Source organism: Nocardia sp. NPDC003999 (assembly GCF_053604885.1).
The window spans coordinates 512,767-530,200 of sequence record NZ_JBSGIB010000004.1 but is presented as its reverse complement, the minus strand read 5'-3'; the positions used below and the strand labels follow the sequence as shown (position 1 = coordinate 530,200).

General features: G+C 68.1%; 19 protein-coding genes. 11 read left to right on the top strand and 8 right to left on the bottom strand.

Annotated elements, in window-relative coordinates:
• Nucleotides 1-115 precede the first annotated feature (115 nt).
• Genes urtB through ACWESM_RS12860 form a run of 5 tightly spaced genes read left to right on the top strand, consistent with a single transcriptional unit; the run spans nucleotide 116 to nucleotide 4,382 of the window.
• Nucleotides 116-1,000 (top strand): urea ABC transporter permease subunit UrtB, encoded by an 885-nt coding sequence (urtB, locus tag ACWESM_RS12880; protein WP_379248979.1) that lies wholly within the window; start codon nucleotides 116-118, stop codon nucleotides 998-1,000.
• A complete protein-coding gene (urtC, locus tag ACWESM_RS12875; RefSeq protein WP_356962702.1) occupies nucleotides 997-2,136 on the top strand; it encodes an urea ABC transporter permease subunit UrtC in 1,140 nt (379 codons plus the stop codon). Before urtB ends, urtC begins: the two co-directional genes overlap by 4 nt.
• Nucleotides 2,133-2,987, top strand: coding sequence for an urea ABC transporter ATP-binding protein UrtD (gene urtD / locus ACWESM_RS12870; RefSeq protein ID WP_355071744.1), 855 nt, complete (start codon nucleotides 2,133-2,135; stop codon nucleotides 2,985-2,987). Before urtC ends, urtD begins: the two co-directional genes overlap by 4 nt.
• Complete coding sequence (urtE, locus tag ACWESM_RS12865) at nucleotides 2,980-3,672, top strand: urea ABC transporter ATP-binding subunit UrtE (RefSeq protein WP_355071742.1); 693 nt, start codon at nucleotides 2,980-2,982, stop codon at nucleotides 3,670-3,672. The genes urtD and urtE overlap by 8 nt, the downstream gene beginning before the upstream one ends.
• Nucleotides 3,673-3,680: 8 nt before the next feature.
• Nucleotides 3,681-4,382 (top strand): GntR family transcriptional regulator, encoded by a 702-nt coding sequence (locus ACWESM_RS12860; RefSeq protein WP_356962703.1) that lies wholly within the window; start codon nucleotides 3,681-3,683, stop codon nucleotides 4,380-4,382.
• Between the two features lie 4 nt (nucleotides 4,383-4,386).
• On the opposite strand, the gene ACWESM_RS12855 is transcribed toward ACWESM_RS12860, so the two are convergent.
• Entirely contained in the window at nucleotides 4,387-5,259 is an 873-nt protein-coding gene (locus tag ACWESM_RS12855) for an NERD domain-containing protein (protein WP_364424483.1), read from the bottom strand.
• A 228-nt stretch (nucleotides 5,260-5,487) separates the two neighbouring features.
• On the opposite strand from ACWESM_RS12855, the gene ACWESM_RS12850 reads away from it, so the two are divergent.
• Nucleotides 5,488-6,021 carry a carboxymuconolactone decarboxylase family protein gene (locus tag ACWESM_RS12850; RefSeq protein ID WP_355072125.1) on the top strand — a complete coding sequence of 178 codons (534 nt, stop codon included), beginning with the start codon at nucleotides 5,488-5,490 and terminating at the stop codon, nucleotides 6,019-6,021.
• Here the strand turns inward: ACWESM_RS12850 and ACWESM_RS12845 are convergent.
• Nucleotides 6,018-6,794, bottom strand: coding sequence for a TetR/AcrR family transcriptional regulator C-terminal domain-containing protein (locus tag ACWESM_RS12845; protein ID WP_355071737.1), 777 nt, complete (start codon nucleotides 6,792-6,794; stop codon nucleotides 6,018-6,020). The two genes, ACWESM_RS12850 and ACWESM_RS12845, sit on opposite strands and share 4 nt — an antisense overlap.
• A gap of 129 nt (nucleotides 6,795-6,923) precedes the next feature.
• On the opposite strand from ACWESM_RS12845, the gene ACWESM_RS12840 reads away from it, so the two are divergent.
• Entirely contained in the window at nucleotides 6,924-7,301 is a 378-nt protein-coding gene (locus ACWESM_RS12840) for a VOC family protein (protein ID WP_355071736.1), read from the top strand.
• A 26-nt stretch (nucleotides 7,302-7,327) separates the two neighbouring features.
• Here the strand turns inward: ACWESM_RS12840 and ACWESM_RS12835 are convergent, their stop codons facing one another.
• Nucleotides 7,328-8,179: an SDR family oxidoreductase gene (locus ACWESM_RS12835; protein WP_356963472.1), complete on the bottom strand. Its 852-nt coding sequence runs from the start codon at nucleotides 8,177-8,179 to the stop codon at nucleotides 7,328-7,330.
• 95 nt (nucleotides 8,180-8,274) lie between these two features.
• Here ACWESM_RS12835 and ACWESM_RS12830 point away from each other — a divergent pair, with 95 nt between their 5' ends.
• On the top strand, nucleotides 8,275-8,673 hold the full coding sequence (locus ACWESM_RS12830; protein WP_356962711.1) for a winged helix-turn-helix transcriptional regulator: 399 nt from the start codon (nucleotides 8,275-8,277) through the stop codon (nucleotides 8,671-8,673).
• Between the two features lie 36 nt (nucleotides 8,674-8,709).
• Nucleotides 8,710-9,138, top strand: a complete 429-nt coding sequence (locus tag ACWESM_RS12825) for a PPOX class F420-dependent oxidoreductase (protein WP_452491776.1) — start codon at nucleotides 8,710-8,712, stop codon at nucleotides 9,136-9,138.
• Between the two features lie 377 nt (nucleotides 9,139-9,515).
• Here the strand turns inward: ACWESM_RS12825 and ACWESM_RS12820 are convergent, their stop codons facing one another.
• The 3 genes from ACWESM_RS12820 to ACWESM_RS12810 all read right to left on the bottom strand — a co-directional run bounded on the left by ACWESM_RS12820 (nucleotide 9,516) and on the right by ACWESM_RS12810 (nucleotide 12,802).
• The gene (locus tag ACWESM_RS12820; RefSeq protein WP_364424489.1) at nucleotides 9,516-10,223 is read right to left on the bottom strand and encodes a polysaccharide deacetylase family protein; all 708 of its coding nucleotides are present in this window, start codon (nucleotides 10,221-10,223) and stop codon (nucleotides 9,516-9,518) included.
• A gap of 127 nt (nucleotides 10,224-10,350) precedes the next feature.
• Nucleotides 10,351-11,754, bottom strand: coding sequence for a dihydrolipoyl dehydrogenase (gene lpdA / locus ACWESM_RS12815; RefSeq protein ID WP_452491774.1), 1,404 nt, complete (start codon nucleotides 11,752-11,754; stop codon nucleotides 10,351-10,353).
• Between the two features lie 73 nt (nucleotides 11,755-11,827).
• A complete protein-coding gene (locus ACWESM_RS12810; RefSeq protein WP_355071725.1) occupies nucleotides 11,828-12,802 on the bottom strand; it encodes a dipeptidase in 975 nt (324 codons plus the stop codon).
• Nucleotides 12,803-13,024: 222 nt separating this feature from the next.
• On the opposite strand from ACWESM_RS12810, the gene ACWESM_RS12805 reads away from it, so the two are divergent.
• Together ACWESM_RS12805 and ACWESM_RS12800 are read left to right on the top strand one after the other, a co-directional pair.
• The gene (locus ACWESM_RS12805) at nucleotides 13,025-13,567 is read left to right on the top strand and encodes an AMIN-like domain-containing (lipo)protein (protein ID WP_452491772.1); all 543 of its coding nucleotides are present in this window, start codon (nucleotides 13,025-13,027) and stop codon (nucleotides 13,565-13,567) included.
• Between the two features lie 33 nt (nucleotides 13,568-13,600).
• Nucleotides 13,601-15,658, top strand: a complete 2,058-nt coding sequence (locus tag ACWESM_RS12800) for a prolyl oligopeptidase family serine peptidase (RefSeq protein WP_452491770.1) — start codon at nucleotides 13,601-13,603, stop codon at nucleotides 15,656-15,658.
• Between the two features lie 21 nt (nucleotides 15,659-15,679).
• On the opposite strand, the gene ACWESM_RS12795 is transcribed toward ACWESM_RS12800, so the two are convergent.
• Both ACWESM_RS12795 and ACWESM_RS12790 read right to left on the bottom strand, forming a co-directional pair.
• The gene (locus ACWESM_RS12795) at nucleotides 15,680-16,537 is read right to left on the bottom strand and encodes an alpha/beta hydrolase family protein (RefSeq protein ID WP_452491768.1); all 858 of its coding nucleotides are present in this window, start codon (nucleotides 16,535-16,537) and stop codon (nucleotides 15,680-15,682) included.
• Between the two features lie 48 nt (nucleotides 16,538-16,585).
• Nucleotides 16,586-17,218 (bottom strand): TetR/AcrR family transcriptional regulator, encoded by a 633-nt coding sequence (locus ACWESM_RS12790; protein ID WP_355071720.1) that lies wholly within the window; start codon nucleotides 17,216-17,218, stop codon nucleotides 16,586-16,588.
• Nucleotides 17,219-17,434: the final 216 nt, after the last annotated feature.

The window sequence follows — 17,434 nt, the reverse complement described above, 5'->3', positions numbered from 1 at the left end:
CGGCCGCCGCGCACGCGACGAAGGAGCAAGCGGCGGTCGCGCAAACGCGAGCCACAAGGGGGCCGCGAACACGCCGCGACGAAGTCGCGGCAAATCCAACACAGGAGCCTTCCCCATGGATGTTGTGATCGGACAGCTCTTCACCGGGCTGAGTCTGGGATCCATTCTTTTGCTCGCCGCACTCGGTCTCTCGCTGACGTTCGGTCAGATGGGCGTGATCAACATGGCGCACGGCGAGTTCATCATGGCTGGTTGTTACACCACTTATGTTGTGCAAAAAGTGATCTCGTCGGCGGGCGTCTCGCTCGTCGTCTCCTTGCTGATCGGTTTCCTCGTCGGCGGACTGTTGGGCGCCGCGTTGGAGATGGGCCTGATCCGCTGGATGTACGACCGGCCGCTGGACACCCTGCTGGTCACCTTCGGTGTCGGGCTGGTGCTGCAACAATTGGCCCGCGACATCTTCGGCGCACCCGCCAAGAACGTGATCGCGCCGGAATGGCTCAGCGGCGGCGTCACGATCCTGGGCGCGGTGGTGCCGAAGACGAGAATCTTCATCCTGGTCCTCGCGGTGGTCGCGGTGACCGCGCTGGCCGCGGTGCTCAAGACGACGCCGCTGGGCCGCCGTATCCGAGCGGTGGTGCAGAATCGCGGCCTGGCCGAAACCTCCGGCGTATCCAGTCGTTTCACGGATATCAGCACGTTCTTCATCGGCTCGGGCCTGGCGGGCGTGGCCGGTGTGGCGCTGACGCTGATCGGCTCGACCAGCCCGACCATCGGCCAGAGTTACCTGATCGACGCGTTCCTCGTGGTGGTCATCGGCGGGCTCGGTCAGATCAAAGGCACGGTGATCGCGGCGTTCGCGCTCGGGCTGCTCAATTCCTACATCGAATACTCGACCACCGCGTCCATCGCGAAGGTCATCGTCTTCGTCGTCATCGTGATCTTCCTGCAGGTCCGCCCGCAGGGTCTGTTCACCGTCCGGACAAGGAGCCTGGCATGACCACGCTGATACAACGGTGGCGCGCGCACTCCTCGCTCGGCGCGCTGGCCGGATTCGCCGTCGCCGCCGTTCTGTTGTTCGCGGTCGCGCCCGCCCTGCTCAGCGATTTCCGGCTCAACCTGCTTGCGAAGTTCCTGTGCTTCGCGATCGTCGCGGTCGGCATCGGATTGGCTTGGGGCCGAGGCGGAATGCTCACCCTGGGACAAGGTGTGTTCTTCGGCATCGGCGCCTACATCATGGCTATGCACCTGCAGATGGCCGACGCCGCCCGGCTGGGCAACGACGTGCCGGAGTTCATGGAGATCGCGGGCATTCGCGAATTGCCTTCGTTCTGGAAGCCGTTCGCGTCGGCTCCGGTTGCGCTGATCGGCATCCTCGTGCTGCCCGCTCTGATCGCCGCGGTGCTGGGCTACGGCGTCTTCAAGCGCCGCGTGAAGGGCGCCTACTTCGCCATCCTCAGCCAGGCGCTGGCCGCCGCGCTGGCCATCCTGCTGACCGGTCAGCAGAGCATCGGCGGGTTCACCGGCCTGTCGGATTTCCGCGCGTTCTTCGGGTTCAAGCTGTCCGACCCGGTCAACCGGCGCATGCTGTTCTTCTTCGCCGCGGCCGCGCTGCTGGTGGTGGTCGCGCTGGTGCGGCAGTTGATGCACAGCCGCTACGGCGAGTTGCTCGTCGCGGTGCGCGATCAGGAGGAACGGGTACGTTTCCTGGGCTACGATCCGGCGAACGTCAAGATCGTCGCCTACGTGGTCGCCGCGTTCTTCGCGGGCATCGCAGGCGCCCTGTTCACCCCGATCGTCGGCATCATCTCCCCCGCCGACATCGGCGTCGTCCCGTCCATCGCGTTCCTCATCGGCGTCGCGATCGGCGGCCGGACCACGCTGCTCGGGCCGGTGCTCGGCGCGATCGGCGTGGCGTGGGCGCAGACGGCGCTGTCGGAGGAGTTCCCCTCGGGGTGGACGTATCTGCAAGGCGTGCTGTTCATCGTGGTGGTCGGTTTCGTTCCGGCGGGTCTGGCCGGATTGTGGCCGATGCTGAAAGGCCTGCTGGACAGCAGGCGTTCCGCGCCCGCACCCGCGACGGTGGTGGTCGAGGCGCTGCCGGAATCCGCGACGGAGAAGGTGGAATCGCGATGACCGAGACGACGCACGAACCGAAGCTCGGCGGCAATGCCGGAATGTCCAGCGAGTACCTCGAGATCCGCGGTCTCTCGGTGAGTTTCGACGGTTTCAAGGCCGTCACCGACGTCGATCTGACGGTGTTGCAGGGCGATCTGCGCTTCCTCATCGGACCCAACGGGGCGGGCAAGACGACGCTCATCGACGCGATCACCGGACTGGTCCCGGCGACCGGCTCCGCGCAGAAGACCGGCGTGGAATTGCTCGGCCAGAAGGTACACCGGATCGCCCGGCTCGGTGTCGGAAGAACGTTCCAGACCGCGAGCGTGTTCGAGCAGCTCAGCGTGCTGCAGAACCTCGACATCGCCGCGGGCGCCGGCCGTTCGGCGCTCACCATGCTGCGCCGCCGCAAGACGGTGCTGCCCGCGATCGAGGAGGCGCTGGAGACCACCGGCCTTGCCGACCTGCGCGACAAACCCGCAGGGGTGCTCGCACACGGGCAGAAGCAATGGCTGGAGATCGGCATGCTTCTGGTGCAGAACGCGTCGGTGCTGCTGTTGGACGAACCGGTGGCCGGGATGAGCGCCGAGGAGCGCGAGGAAACCGGCAATCTGTTACGCCGCATCGGCGGCGACCGGGTGGTCGTCGTGGTCGAGCACGACATGGATTTCATGCGCGCCTTCGCCACCTCGGTCACCGTCCTGGCCGGCGGCAAGGTGCTCAGCGAGGGAACCGTCGAACAGGTGCAGGCGGACCCGAAAGTCCAGGAGGTCTACCTCGGCACCGCAGCGGCCGTCGGGACCGAGCTGGAGGACGCGTCGATCGCGCCGAGCCCGGAGTCACCCCAGAAAGGGGACAGTGATGCTTGAACTCACCGATATCCACTCCGGTTACGGCCGCACCGAGGTGATCCACGGCGTCTCGGTGACCGTCCCGGACGACAGCGTGGTCGCCATCATGGGGCACAACGGCGCGGGGAAGACCACGTTGCTGCGCACCGCCGTCGGGCTGATCGGCACGAAGTCGGGCCGGATCGAGTTCGACGGGGAGACCATCACCAAACTGTCGCCGTCGCGCCGGGTGCGCCGCGGGATCGCGTATGTGCCGCAGGGACAGCAAAGTTTCCCGCAACTGACCACGGCGGAGAATCTGCAAGTGGTCGCCGACGGCCGCAAACGGGGCAAGGCGTTGATCGATGAATCGCTGGACCTGTTTCCCGCGCTGCGCGAGCTGCTCACCCGGAAGGCGGGCCTGCTGTCCGGTGGCCAGCGCCAGCAACTCGCCATCGCGCGGGCGCTGATCACCGAGCCGAAGCTGCTCATCCTGGACGAGCCGACCGAGGGTATCCAGCCGTCGGTGGTCGCCGAGATCGAGCGCACCATCATCGATCTCACCCGGCGCGGCGGGCTGAGCGTGCTGCTGGTCGAACAGCACATCGGCTTCGCATTGCAGGCGGCGCAGCGCTACTACGTGTTGCGATCGGGCCGGGTGACCTCCACGGGCGCGGGTGGGGCGGGCGCCGAGCGCGAAGTCCGCTCGGCGATGGCGATCTGAGCGCCGCCGTGGCCCGCGACAGGGGCCGGATTCCGTTGCGCGAGCAGGTGTACGACTCGTTGCGCCGGGATCTGGCCACCGGAGCCATCGTGCCGACCGAACGGCTCGGCGAAGAACGCCTCGCCGAGGCGTACGGCGTGTCGCGCACGCCGGTGCGCGAGGCGCTGGCGCGACTGCAAGCGGACGGACTGGTCGAGCGGCTCGCCGACGGCCTCTACCCGTACCGTCCCCGGCTCGACGAACTCGATCACCTCTACGAGTTGCGGCTCGTACTGGAAGCCAGGGGCATGCAACGCGTGGCCCCGCCCGGCGAGGCGCCCACGCACGATCTGGATCTCGTGCGCACGGAACTCGACACTTGGCGCGCACTGCGCGACGCCCCACCCGAACCGGGCCCCGCGCTGGTGGCCGCCGACGAACACTTCCACACCACCCTGCTCACAGCCGCGGGCAACGCCGCGCTCGCCGACGCGCTCACCGCCGTGCACGTCCGGGTGCGTCCGGTGCGCACGCTGGACATGCCGACTCCGGAACGCATCGCCACGATGACCGCCGAGCACATCGCGATCGCCGAACACCTGGTGTCCGGGGCGGTGGACGCGGCGCTGGCGACGCTCACCGCCCATATCGACACCTCGCGAACGCATGTGCTGGCCCGAGCGCAGTACGCCATGCGCCTGACCAAACTGGGCCGTGCCGTGCGGGATTGACCGTTCAGCAGTGCTGCTGGAAGGGGTAGCACTGGGTGGGCCGGTACGCCGGCGGCGACGGCGTCGGACTCGTCGTGCCGGTCGCCGGGATCGGCTGGGCCGAGTCGTGCGCCAACGCGGTGGCGATCACGCCGAGCACGAACAGGACCCCGACAACGGCGATCACGATGACGGACCAGCCCGCATAGGCCTGGCTTTTCGTCGCGACGCCCGCCGTCGGCTCGACTCGCGGCTTCGGTGTGCGCGGGATGGTGGTGACCGGTTCCGGCGCGTTCTCCTCGAAGCCCGCCTCGAGGAGCTCCGCGCGGGACGGCGCGATTTCCGCCAGGCCGAGCGCGCCGCACGCGCCGATCACCCGGTCCGCGGTCCAGTCGCGCGGTCCCGCGGAGAAACCCTCCAGGTAGATGCGTAGTTCGGTCGCGTCGGTGACATTCCCGACGACCACGTCCAACCCCGGACGCAGATTCGTGCGCGCCGGGCGCACCACGGCGCCGCGGAAGGGGACGAGCACGACGGCGCCGCTGATGTGTCCCGGGTCCTGCAACGCGCGCTGGAGCATGTGCTTGACCGCGTAGATGCCGTGTTCCACGCGCTCGGCGGGGCTTCCGTTCTCCGGGTCGTCCAGCTCCACCGGCGCGTCGCTGATCGTCCACGGCCCTTCGGCCGGTGTGCTCAGGATGCCGCTCTGCCTGCGCTGGAACCCGTGCACCTCCAGCACGGTCAACCCGCGCGGGGTCCACACCACCGCGTCGACACGCCGGTTGTCCGGCTCGAGATCTATCACGGCGAGGCCGGTCGTCGGATACGACCTCAGGCACGCGACGAATTCCCGCTCAGCGCCGGACAGCTCCGCTCCCGGCCTGATCCTCACCAGCATCTTTTCCCCTGACGACCTGTTGTCCACACCTGACGCCGCGGAAACGCGCTGCGGCCGCGGCGACCCGCACCGGTACTGATGATGACGGGGTACCCCGCTGAAAACCACTGGAAAGCAAAAGAATGGTGGCGCGCCGGACGGGATACTGCCAAGTAGGCTCTCATCTCGGTCGGCACCGACGCCGGCCGCACAGACCACGCGGAGGTGGCAACCGGCATGGTTTCAGCGCTGCAACCACGCATCTCGCCCGGACGGCTCCGGGAACTCGGGGCGCTCAATTGGGTTGTCTGGCAGGTGCTCTCCCGCGCCGCGGGCACCCACGACGCCCATTTGTTCAGCACGCTGGGCCGCACCCGCGGCCTGTTCCGCGGTTGGCTGCACTTCTCGGGCAAGCTCATGCCAGGCGGGCGGCTGCCCCGCCACGAGTCCGAGCTGGTCATCATCCGGGTCGCACATCTGCGCGGGTGCGAGTACGAGATGGACCATCACATCCGGCTCGGCCGGCGCGCCGGGGTGACGAGCGAAATCCTGGAGCGGCTGCGCAAAGGCCCCGAGGCGGCGGAGTGGTCGGACAAGCACCGCGCGCTGCTGGCCGCCGTGGATCAGCTGGTGGAGACCCGTGACCTCGACGACGACACCTGGGCCGAGCTGGCGAAGCACTACGACGAGCGCAGTCTGATCGAGATCGTCCTGCTGATCAACCAATACGACGGGCTGGCCGCCACGATCACCGCCCTGCGCATCCAACGCGACGGCCTCTAGTCGGACCGGCCCTCGATACGGCGGGCCAGACCGTCCAGCACCAGCGTCAACCCGAACTCGTAGGCATGGTCGGCGCTGTAGGCGGCGTCGTGCGCCTGGCCCGCGGCTGTCCCGACGCGCGCGGCGAGCGGGTACCGCCGCGCGTCGAAGACCTGCGCCAGCACCGGAGCGGCCCGCTCCCACCACTGACCGTCGGACATGGCGCTGTCGGCCGCCGCCCGCGCGCTGTCGATGGCGATGCGGGCGACGGACGTGACGAAGCCGAGCACGAAGGTCAGAGCGGCGTCCATCGCCAGGTCGTCGAGGCCGAGGTCCGCGAAGGCCTCCAGCTCGTGGTCGTATTTCGCGGCGAGGCCCGGCCCGAGCGGTGGCCGGGTGGTCGGCAGATACGCCACCCACGGATGACGGGCCAGCAGGGCGCGGTTCTCGGCGGCGATCCGGGCGACCCGCTCGCGCCAGGGCAGACCGGTGAGGTCGGCGCGCTCCATCCGCGCGTACACCGTGTCCAGCATCAGGTCGATCAGTTCGGATTTGCCCGGCACATAGGTGTAGGTAGCCATGGGAGTCAGGCCGAGCCGGTTGGCGACCGCACGCATCGTGACCGCTGCGATTCCCTCCACGTCGGCGATCTCGATCGCGGCGGCGACGACCGCATCGACGCTGCTGCGCTGTTTCGGCCCCCGGCCGGTGCCCGGCTCCGACGGAATCCGCCACAGCAATTCCAGCGTGCGCACCGGGTCACCGGCGCCGCTGCGCTCCTTCGGCTGTCTCATCGCTCGCCTCCTCAACCGCCTCGCTTCCCCGATGGTATCGATGTGACGCACCTCATAATGCGCAGTGTCCATCAACTCCGTACAAAGTACAGTGTACTTAGTACGGAGTTTTTCCGCCGAGGAGGGCCCATGCACATCACCGCTTCCGCCATCTCGCTCAACGTTCCCGACCCGGCCGCCTCGGCGCGGTTCCTCATCGAGCACCTCGGCTTCGAGGAGAAGATGTCGGCCGACGGGTTCGTCTCGCTGGACCGCGACGACGCCGGACTGAACGTCATCTACCTGCGCACCGGACTGGCGAGCTTCAAACCGCGGAGCGCGGCGGGCAGCGCGGGCGAAGGCCTGCTCGTCGTCTTCGTCGTCGACGACATCGATGCCGAATACGCCCGGCTGCGAGCCGAGGGCGTGCCGATCGTGACGCCCATCGAAACCGAGGAGTGGGGCGAGCGGTACTTCCAGATGAGCGATCCGAACGGGATCATCATCCAATTGGTGCAGTGGGTCTGAGTTGTGTCCGAGCGGCTCGGATGATGTCAGGCGAGCGCAGCGCGGAAGACGTCGACGGCGGGAGTCGCCGGGCGACCGAGCAGTCGCGCCAGGTCGCCGGAGCGGACGTCGAGGATGCCTTGTGCGATACCGGCGTCGGCGTCGGCGAGTGCCTCGGCGAACTGGGCGGGCAATCCCGCCCCGGTCAAACCAGCCGCATAGTCGGCCTGCGGAAGGTTCTCGTAGCGCACCGGCTTGCCCGATGCCTCCGAGATCGCCTCGGCCAGTTCGGCATAGGTGAGCCGTTCGTCGCCGCCGAGTTCGTATACCCGGCCCGCGTGGCCGTCGGTGGTCAGCACCCGGGCGGCGGCTTCGGCGTAGTCTGCCCGCGCCGCGCCCGCCACGCGACCTTCACCCGCCGCGCCGTGCAGCACGCCGGACTCCACCGCGTGCGCCAGACCGCCCAGGTAGTTCTCCCAGTACCACCCGTTGCGCAGCACTGTGTGTGGCACAGCCGATTCGGCGAGCACCGCTTCGGTGCCCTTGTGTTCCTGCGCGAGAATGAGCGGATTGTCGGTCGCGCCGGGAATGCTGGTGTAGGCGAGCAATTCCACACCGGCCCGCTCAGCGGCGCGAATGACGTTGGTGTGCTGCGCCACGCGCGCGCCGAACTCGTTACCGGAGACCAGCAGCACCCGGTCGACACCCGCGAGCGCCCGGTCCAGCGCGGCCGCGTCGTCGTAGTCGGCCTGCCGGACGTCCACGCCACGTTCGGCCAGGTCGGCCACCTTCGCCGGGTCGCGCACGATCGCCACGACCGGTGTCGATCCCACCTTCAACAGCGCGTCCACTACGAGCCGGCCCAGCTGTCCGCTGGCCCCGGTCACCGCGACGGTCATGACTACCTCCAAGATCGCATCTTCGAATAGCACTAACTATTCGTAAGCACTATGCACCTTGTAGACACTGCCGTCAAGTTGGGTACTATCGAAGTATGTCCACCCAGCGCATTGCCTCGGCGGACGCCGACGATCCCACGCTGGAAGCCGACGTCTTCGCCCGGAACTGCACGTCGCGGCCGGTCCTGCAGAACGTCGCCAGTCGTTGGGGCACGCTGGCGCTGGTCGCGCTGCGCGAGGGGCCGTACCGGTTCAGCGCCTTGCGGCGGCGGGTCGACGGCGTCAGCGAGCGCATGCTGTCGCAGACCCTGCAGGCCCTGGAACGCGACGGCATGGTGCACCGCGAGGTGCAGGAAACCATTCCGCCCCGGGTCGAATACACCCTCACCGACCTGGGTGTCGAGGTGGCCGACCGCTTGGAGGCGCTCATCCGGGTACTGGAAACCAACATGCCGCGCGTGCGCGAGGCGCAGGCCGCCTACCACCGCGACTGACGGGAAGAGACCAGCGTCACCACGGGTTACACGGGCATGGAACTCGCCGCCGCAGTCGATTTCGCCCGCGACCACCGCAGGTCCGTGCTCACCACGATTCGCCGCAACGGACGACCGCAACTGTCCAACGTGCTGCACGTCGTCGGCGCGGATGGCCGCATTCGCATCTCCATCACCGCCGACCGGGCGAAGTACTACAACCTCGTCCGAGAGCCGTGGGCGGCGCTGCACGTGACCCGCGACGATTTCTTCGCGTATGCCGTCCTCGAAGGCACGGTCGAACTCACCCCCGTCGCCGCCGAGCCAGACGACCCCACCGTCGACGCACTCGTCGACTACTACCGCACCGCCACCGGCGAGCACCCCGACTGGGACGAATACCGCGACGCGATGGTCACCGACCGCCGCGCCTTGGTGTTGTTCACCCCGACTCACGCCTACGGCATGCTCCCGGCCGCCGGGTAGCCGAACGAATCCTGCGCCACGAACACCGACGCTCCGGCGCATCGCCTCCGTCGGCGCCTGCGGCCGCGCGGGCATAGCCCACTTGCCCCGCACAAGGCGAAGCAGGGCGGCCCGTCCGGCTACCCGAGCCGGGCCGAGAGCGCCCACGACTGGGTGGCGAGACAGACACCGGATCGGCGCGTGGGCGCGCGTAGCAGTAGCGGATACGCCGTACCCCGCCCCACCTCGCGGCGGCTGATGTGCGCCGCCGACCGGACCTCGCCGCGCCGCCGACCGGCTCGGCTCCGCGGTCGGCGCTGGCTGCGAAATCCGCCGTCGCCCGGCAGCCCCGCGCATCGACCGCCGTCGACGACGGCCAGTGCGCCGGGCCGGTCGGATCAGCGGGACATGAGATCGGACACCGTGACGAATTGGTATCCCGCGGCACGCAATTCGGTGACGATGCGCGGGATGGCGGCGATCGAGGGCTCCGCGTTGCCGTGCATGACATGCAGCAGAACGATCGACCCGGGGCGGACCTTGCCGAGCGTCTCGGCGACGATGTCGTCCGCGGTAACGCCGGCCCGGCCGGAATCGGGCTCGACGTCCCAGGTCACGGTGACGCGGTTGTGCTCGGCGAGATAATGCGGCAGCTCCCACAACTTCTTGCCGTAAGGCGGACGGAAGGTGATCGGGCCCACGTAACCCGTCTGCATGATCTCGGTGTCCGTGCGCTCCACTTCGTCGCGGACCGTGCCGGGCGTCACGAAGACCATCCGCCGATGCGAATAGGTGTGATTGCCGATCTCGTGGCCCGCCGCGGCGATCGCCCGGCCGTACTCCGGGTGTTCGGCGAGATCACGCCCGTTCAGGTAGAAGGTCGCCGGAACCTGCGCGTCGGCGAGGACTTTCAGCACCTCGGGCGCGCGATCGGACGGCCCGTCGTCCAAGGTCAGCGCGACTACCCGCGCGTCGGTGTCCACCCGGCTGACCACGTGACCGGCCAACTGGAAGGTGCGCGCCTTCATCAGGTAGAAGGTGCCCGTCCCCAGCAGCACCACCACGACGAGCACCGGCACACTTCCGATCAGCCACCTGCGAAACATGCACGCTGTATAGCAGAACGCTCGCACCGATGCCGACCACCGACGGCCCTACCGGCGCGGAAACCTTTGCCGGATAGCGAAAAAGGGCGTGCGATCATCGACCGCACGCCCTTTCGACGCGAAGGGATCAGAAGTTGATCATGTGGCCGGCCAAGCCGTGGAAGGCTTCCTGGAGGGCCTCGCTGAGCGTCGGGTGAGTGTGGACGTTGCGGGTCAGCTCGTTGACCGTCAGGTCCCACTTCTGCGCGAGGGTGAGTTCGGGCAGCAGTTCGGAGACGTCCGGGCCGATGAGGTGCCCGCCGATCAGCTCGCCGTACTTGGCGTCGGCGACGAGCTTGACGAAACCGGTCGGGTCGCCGAGGCCGTGGGCCTTGCCGTTCGCGGTGAACGGGAAGGTCGCGACCTTCACGTCGTAGCCCTCGTCACGGGCCTGCTGCTCGGTCAGGCCGAAGCTGGCGACCTGCGGCTGGCAGAAGGTGGCGCGCGGCATCATCCGGTAGTCGCCGAGGGGAACGGTCTCCGCGCCCGCGATGGTCTCGGCCGCGACCACGCCTTGGGCCTCCGCGACGTGCGCGAGCTGCAGTTTCCCGGTGACGTCGCCGATCGCGTAGATGTGCGGCACGTTGGTGCGCATGTAGTCGTCGATCCCGATCGCGCCCCGGTCGGTGACCACGACGCCCGTGGTCTCCAGGCCGTAGCCGTCGACGCGCGGGGCGAAGCCGACGGCCTGCAGCACCTTGTCCACGGTGACGGTCTCGATCGACCCGGTCTTGTTGTCCTTGATCGCGACGGTGACCTTGGCGCCGTCGTCCTCGATGGACTGCACGGCCGCACCGGTGGTGATGGTGATGCCGAGCTTCTTGTACTGCTTGGTGATCTCCTTGGAGACGTCCGCGTCCTCGTTCGGCAGCGCGCGATCGAGGAACTCCACGATGCGCACGTCGACGCCGTAGTTCTTCAGGACGTAGCCGAACTCCATGCCGATCGCGCCGGCGCCGACGATGAGGATCGAGCCGGGCAGGTCACGGGTGAGGATCTGCTCCTCGTAGGTGACCACGTTGGCGCTGAGCTGAGTGCCGGGCAGCAGCTTGGTGACGGTACCCGCCGCGATGATCGCGTTGTCGAAGGTGATCGACTCGGTGCCGCCCTTGGTGAGCTCGACCGAGAGCGAGTTCGGGCCGGTGAAGGTGCCCTTGCCGTCGAACTCGTCGATCTTGTTCTTCTTCATCAGGAAGTGGACGCCCTTGACCCGGCCGTCGGCGACCTTGCGGCTGCGGTCGAAGGCGACCGCGAAGTCGAAGTTCACCTCACCGGAGATGCCGAAGGTCTTCGCCTCCTTGGTGAAGATGTGGGCGAGCTCGGCGTTGCGCAGCAGCGCCTTGGACGGGATGCAGCCGACGTTGAGGCACACACCACCCCAGTATTTCTGCTCGACGATCGCTGTTCGCAGGCCGAGTTGAGCGGCGCGGATAGCGGCGACGTATCCGCCGGGACCAGCGCCGAGAACGACGACATCGTAGTGGGAAGTCACGACCCGAGCCTAACTCCGCAGCGGGTAGTTCACCCACCCATCCCCCACCACAGTGAGGCGTGGGCCACACCCGTCAGCTACGCCAGACCTGACGGGCGACGCGGCGGAAGTTTTCACCGAAGATCGCGGCTCGGTCGGCGGAGGTGAAGCCACGCTGGGAGAGGGCCGCGTCGAGGGTGGGGACTTCGGAGGGGCCGAGGAGGTCTTCGGGCGGAGTCCAGTGGAGGGGCCCCCATTGGGTGTACGCCTCGGAGAAGGCCTCGGGGTTCTGCTGTAGTTCGGCGTTGAAGTCGTCGGCGTCGAAGGAGTAGTCCGAACCTATGCCGATGTGTTCGATCCCGACGAGCTCGACGCCGTACTCGATGTGGCGGGCCATCGCCGCGATCCGCTCGGCGCGCTCGTGGGGCGCGTTGCGGCCGAGGAAGATGCCGACGCCGTTGATGCCGATGACACCGCCGGTCGCGGCGCAGGCGCGCGCTTGGTCGTCGGTGATGTTGCGCGGGTGGTCCCACAGCGCGGCGAAATTGGAGTGGCTGTAGATCATCGGGACAACGCTCAGCTCGGCCAGCTCCAGCCCGGTGCGCCGGGAACAGTGCGAACCGTCGGCGAACATGCCGACTTCGTTCAACGCGTGAACGAGATCGCGCCCGTAACCGGTCAGCCCGGTGTCCTCGGTGTCCAGGCAGCCGCAGCCCGCGGCGTTGGCGTGGTTGTAGGCGGGCAGCAACGACCGCACGCCGAGGTCGTAGAAGCGAGCGACGTTGTCCAGGTCGCCGCCGAGCGGCCCGGCGTCCTCCAGATCGAAGGCCAGCGCGATGGTGTCCGCGGCCCCGATGTCCGCCACGGTCTCGACGAGGCGGAACCGACCGTCCGCCATGGCATCCCGGCGGAATCGATCCAGCAGCGCCATGGAGTCCGCGGTCGATTGCCGGGAGTAGCCGACGTTCACCGACAGATACGATCCGGCCGGGTAGCGCGCGAGGTCGCCGATGCGCGCGGCGGGCGACAGCGGCAGACAGCAGTGCTGTTCCCAGAGAAAGGGGGGCAACCTCGAACCTCCTGGTCGGATCCAGCCTCGGAGCAGCGATCCTACTGTTGGCGCCGAGCGAGCACAGGCGCGCAGCGAACGCCGGGCCGCCGAGCCGCCGTGCCGTGACCGAGTTGCCGCGACCGCCAACACTTTTCGTCCTCACCCACCGGTAACGAGGCATCCACCTGGACCGATGCATGTTATACATCAATCCCTCCTGTGCCCGAAGGCGGTGCGACCATGCGTCGCTTGCTTCTCCTGTTCGTCTCCTTCGTGACCCTCGCCGGTCTTTTCGTCGCCCCCGCCCCGGCTTCCGCCGCCCCGGCGTGCGCCTCCGGCTGGGGTTCGATACCCAAGGTGAGCCGAGCTCGGACGCTCACGCCGCTGACCGGGATCCGCGCCGGACGGCACGACTGCTTCGACCGCTTGGTACTCGACATCGCCGGTCCGGTGACCGGTTATCACGTCGGCTACGTCGAGCGAGTGGTCACGGACGGCTCCGGCGCACCCGTCGCGCTGCGCGGCGGCGCGTTCCTGAGCATCGCCGTCTACGCCCCGGCCTACGACGACGCGTTCAACCCCACCTACACCCCCGCGAATCGGGCCGAACTCGCCGACGTGCGGGACTACCGGACCTTCCGCCAGGTGGCCTGGGCCGGTTCCTTCGAAGGTCAGACCAACGTCGGATTGGGCACGCGCGCGCGATTGCCGTTCCAGGTGTCCACCCTGGCCGGGCCGGGCAGCGGATCGCGCATCGTGATCGATGTAGCGCACTCCTGGTGACCCCGCGCCGCGCGGCTCGGCAACAATGTGGGGATGAGCGGCGTTGAGCGGAATGTGACCGATCCCTACCTCTGGCTGGAAGAAGTGACCGGCGAGCGCGCTCTGGACTGGGCTCGCGCGCACAACACGGTCGTGCGCGCCCGGTTCGCCGACTCCGATCGCTTCCGCGACCTGGAGCGACGCATCCTCGACATGCTCGACACCGACACCAAGATCGCCTACCCATCCCGCCGCGGGCCCTGGCTCTACAACTTCTGGCGGGATGCCCAGCATCCGCGCGGCCTCTGGCGGCGCACCACGTTCGCCGAGTACGCCGAGGACGCGCCGGACTGGGACGTGCTGATCGACCTGGACGCGGTGGCCGCCGACGAGGACGAGAACTGGGTGTGGGGCGGCGCGGCGGTGCTGCGCCCGGAACAGTCCCGCGCGCTGATCAGCCTGTCGCGCGGCGGCGCGGACGCGAAGGTCGTCCGCGAGTTCGACATGGAGCGCAGGGTGTTCCTCGATCCGGCCGATGGCGGGTTCTTCCTGCCCGAGGCCAAGTCGGAGATCCGCTGGATCGACATCGACTCGGTGTACGTGGGCACCGACTTCGGCCCTGGCACACTGACCGATTCGGGATATCCGCGCATCGCGAAACGCTGGCGGCGCGGTACCGCGCTGGAGGAGGCGACCACCGTCTTCGAGGGCGAGAGCGGCGATGTCGCGGTCTCGGCGGGTTACGACCGCACGCCGGGTTACGAACGGCACTACGTCGGCCGCGCCACCGACTTCTTCAACGAAGAGGTCTACCTGTTGGAGGACGACGGCGCCCTGCGGCACCTCGACATCCCCACCGACGCGAGTGAGTCCTGGTACAAGGACTGGCTGCTGGTGCGGCTGAAGTCGCCGTGGGAGGTCGGCGGCACGAGCTATCCCGCGGGCGCGCTGCTGGCCATCGACTTCGAGAAGTTCCTCTCCGGCGCACGGGAATTCGAGGTGATCTTCACCCCGGACGCGCACACCTCGCTGCACGGCTACGGCTGGACCGAGAACCACCTGCTGCTGGTCACGCTCGAGGACGTGCAGACCAAGCTCTACGTGCTGACGCCGGGATCCGACGGCTGGCGCCGCGAGCCGCTTGCCGATACCCCGCCGATGGCCACCACCAGCGTCCTGAATCTCGACCCGCTGGAGAGCGGCGACGAGTTCATGCTCAACACCAGCGGCTTCACCACCCCGGCGACGCTGCTGGCCAGTGCCGTCGGTGGGCGCACCGAGCGGCTCAAACAGGAACCCGGATTCTTCGACGCCGACGGGGTGGAGACCGAGCAGTTCTTCGCCACATCCGACGACGGCACGCCGGTGCCGTACTTCGTGATCCGCCATCGTGACCGGAAGGCCGCGCCGGGGCCGACGGTGATGTCCGGCTACGGCGGTTTCGAAGTGTCCCGAACCCCCGCATACAGCGGCGCGTCCGGCATGGGCTGGTTGGAGCGCGGCGGGACGTGGGTGATGACGAACATCCGTGGCGGCGGCGAGTACGGACCGCAGTGGCACACCTCGGTGCAGAAAGCGAACCGGCACAAGGTGTACGAGGACTTCTCCTCGATCGCGAAAGACCTCGTCGCGCGCGGCATCACCACCGCGGACCAGCTCGGCGCGGTGGGCGGCAGCAACGGCGGACTGCTCATGGGTGTGATGCTGACCCGCTACCCCGAATTGTTCGGCGCCATCGTCTGCCAGGTGCCGCTGCTGGATATGAAGCGCTACCACCTGCTGCTCGCGGGCGCTTCGTGGATGGCCGAGTACGGTGACCCGGACAAACCGGAGGAATGGGAGTACATCGGCAAGTACTCGCCCTACCAGAACGCGCACGCCGACCGCGCCTATCCGCCGATCCTGCTCACTACCTCGACCAGGGACGACCGGGTGCACCCCGGCCATGCCCGCAAGATGGCCGCCCTGCTCGAGGAGCAGGGCCACGAGTTCTGGTACCACGAGAACATCGAAGGCGGCCACGGCGGCGCGGCCGACAACAAGCAGTCGGCCTTCCAGGCGGCGCTGATCTACGAGTTCTTCACCCAGATGCTGATCGAACGACGCGGCTGACGGATCGACGCGGAGCAACGCTCAGCGGTCGCGCAACCACTTCTCGATCTGGTCGACGGTGCTGGTGTACTGCCGGATCCAGCCGTTGTGGCCCAGTGGTTCCGGCTGGCGCCAGCGCGTCACCTCCGCGTTGGGCAGTTTCTCCAGCAGGTGCTCGGCGGAGCTGGGCGGGGTGAGGTCGTCGCCGGTGATCGTGATGGACAGCACCGGGAGTTTCAGCCGCGCGATGCGCTCCTCGTAGTCGATGTCCGCGCCGACCGGAACGAACCGGCCGGTGCGCGCCAGCCGGGCCCAGTCGGAGATCAGCACCTTGGACTGGCGGCCGAAACCCATCGAGACACGGTCACCGGGCCAGAAGCCGGCCAGGTTGGCCGTCAGCGAGATCGCCGCGGTGCCGACCAGCATGCCCGGACCCGAAAGTCCCCGATAGCCACGGTAATAGGGGGTGCCGGAGGCGACCAGGATCAGCCCGCCGAGCCTGCCACGGACGCGCGCGGCGTACATGACGCCGAGCTGGCCGCCCATGCTGTGACCGAGCAGGTACGGCGTGCTGTCCGGGAACTGCTCGCGGACCACCTCGAAGATCGCCGGGAAGTCCACCGAGACCAGTTCGTGGTAGCCGAAGGTGCTGGCGGAGCTCGGCTTCGGCCTGCTGTCGCCGTTGCCGCGCAGCTCGCCGATGGCCACGTCGAACCCGCGCGCGGCCAGTCCCGAGGCGAACAGTTCGTAGTAGCCCCCCGGAACGCCGAGCCCGGGCACGATCACCAGCACCGGTCGCGGCGTGTCCGGACCCACCGCGTGCCGGTGCGGCCCCCCGGCGGGGATCAACCGCACCGGGACCGCTGTGCCGTCCGGCATCTGGATCGGAACTGTTTGCATCCCCGCACGTTACCGCGCTCATCGCGCCCGATCCCGCAGGCCGGGACGCTATGCGCGGACCGCGCCGATGATCACCCTGCTGAGCACCCGGATCACGTCGTCGAGCGGCGGGCGCGGCTCCGCGCCGCTCCACGAGTCGACCACATAGTTGACACCGCCGATGATGGCGAGCATCCGCATTTCGTAGTCGCCCGCGGGTATCTCACCGTGCAGGGCGGCGTCTTCGGCAGCGCCGGCCAGCAGCGAACCCCACTCCCGGCGCACCGCGAGACGGAACTTTTCCACCTTCGGGCCCGCGCCGACCACTTCCACCAGGGCGACGCGTGCCTTGCGCGGATCGGAACCGATGGATTCGACGTAGGCGCGAACCGCGGCGTCGATGACGTCCAGGGCCTTCGCGCCGGACTTCGCGTCCAACGCTTTCTTCACGGCGTCCCGCGACTCCCGGTCGATCTGCTCGTACAGCTCTAGGAGCAGGGACTCGCGCCCGGTGAACTCCTCGTAGAACTGTCGCGAGGAGAGTCCGGCGTCCTTGCATATGGCGCCGACCGAACTGTTGGCGTAGCCGTCCCGCGCGAAGACCGTCAGGCCTGACTCCAGAAAACGCGCACGCCGCTGACGTTGCCGGTCCTCCACGGGTTGCCCGGCATACATTCGACCCGTATTCGCATCCTGTGACATTGGGGCAGACAATACAGAAGGGCCCGAACTCATCGTCACGGATCGGGCCCTTCGTTACAACCCTCGACCAATCTACGGTTAGCCGAAAGTTGGCTGAGCAGTTGCTACCTCATCAAATGGTCGCCGGACAGAAGCCCGGCGACCATAGTAGCTTGCGCACAAGCACTCTTTTCCACGGATCGAGCATTCGGCAACTCCGATCTGGGCCGTAGGAGA

Bases quoted from the DNA above. Each gene is read 5' to 3' on its own strand.
- ACWESM_RS12820 (WP_364424489.1), bottom strand. From the start codon at position 10,223: ATGTTTCGCAGGTGGCTGATCGGAAGTGTGCCGGTGCTCGTCGTGGTG.
- ACWESM_RS12800 (WP_452491770.1), top strand. From the start codon at position 13,601: ATGAGCGGCGTTGAGCGGAATGTGACCGATCCCTACCTCTGGCTGGAA.
- urtD (WP_355071744.1), top strand. From the start codon at position 2,133: ATGACCGAGACGACGCACGAACCGAAGCTCGGCGGCAATGCCGGAATG.
- ACWESM_RS12855 (WP_364424483.1), bottom strand. From the start codon at position 5,259: ATGCTGGTGAGGATCAGGCCGGGAGCGGAGCTGTCCGGCGCTGAGCGG.
- ACWESM_RS12790 (WP_355071720.1), bottom strand. From the start codon at position 17,218: ATGTCACAGGATGCGAATACGGGTCGAATGTATGCCGGGCAACCCGTG.
- ACWESM_RS12835 (WP_356963472.1), bottom strand. From the start codon at position 8,179: ATGACCGTCGCGGTGACCGGGGCCAGCGGACAGCTGGGCCGGCTCGTA.
- ACWESM_RS12825 (WP_452491776.1), top strand. From the start codon at position 8,710: ATGGAACTCGCCGCCGCAGTCGATTTCGCCCGCGACCACCGCAGGTCC.
- ACWESM_RS12805 (WP_452491772.1), top strand. From the start codon at position 13,025: ATGCGTCGCTTGCTTCTCCTGTTCGTCTCCTTCGTGACCCTCGCCGGT.
- urtB (WP_379248979.1), top strand. From the start codon at position 116: ATGGATGTTGTGATCGGACAGCTCTTCACCGGGCTGAGTCTGGGATCC.
- ACWESM_RS12795 (WP_452491768.1), bottom strand. From the start codon at position 16,537: ATGCAAACAGTTCCGATCCAGATGCCGGACGGCACAGCGGTCCCGGTG.
- ACWESM_RS12830 (WP_356962711.1), top strand. From the start codon at position 8,275: ATGTCCACCCAGCGCATTGCCTCGGCGGACGCCGACGATCCCACGCTG.
- ACWESM_RS12845 (WP_355071737.1), bottom strand. From the start codon at position 6,794: ATGAGACAGCCGAAGGAGCGCAGCGGCGCCGGTGACCCGGTGCGCACG.
- urtC (WP_356962702.1), top strand. From the start codon at position 997: ATGACCACGCTGATACAACGGTGGCGCGCGCACTCCTCGCTCGGCGCG.
- ACWESM_RS12840 (WP_355071736.1), top strand. From the start codon at position 6,924: ATGCACATCACCGCTTCCGCCATCTCGCTCAACGTTCCCGACCCGGCC.
- urtE (WP_355071742.1), top strand. From the start codon at position 2,980: ATGCTTGAACTCACCGATATCCACTCCGGTTACGGCCGCACCGAGGTG.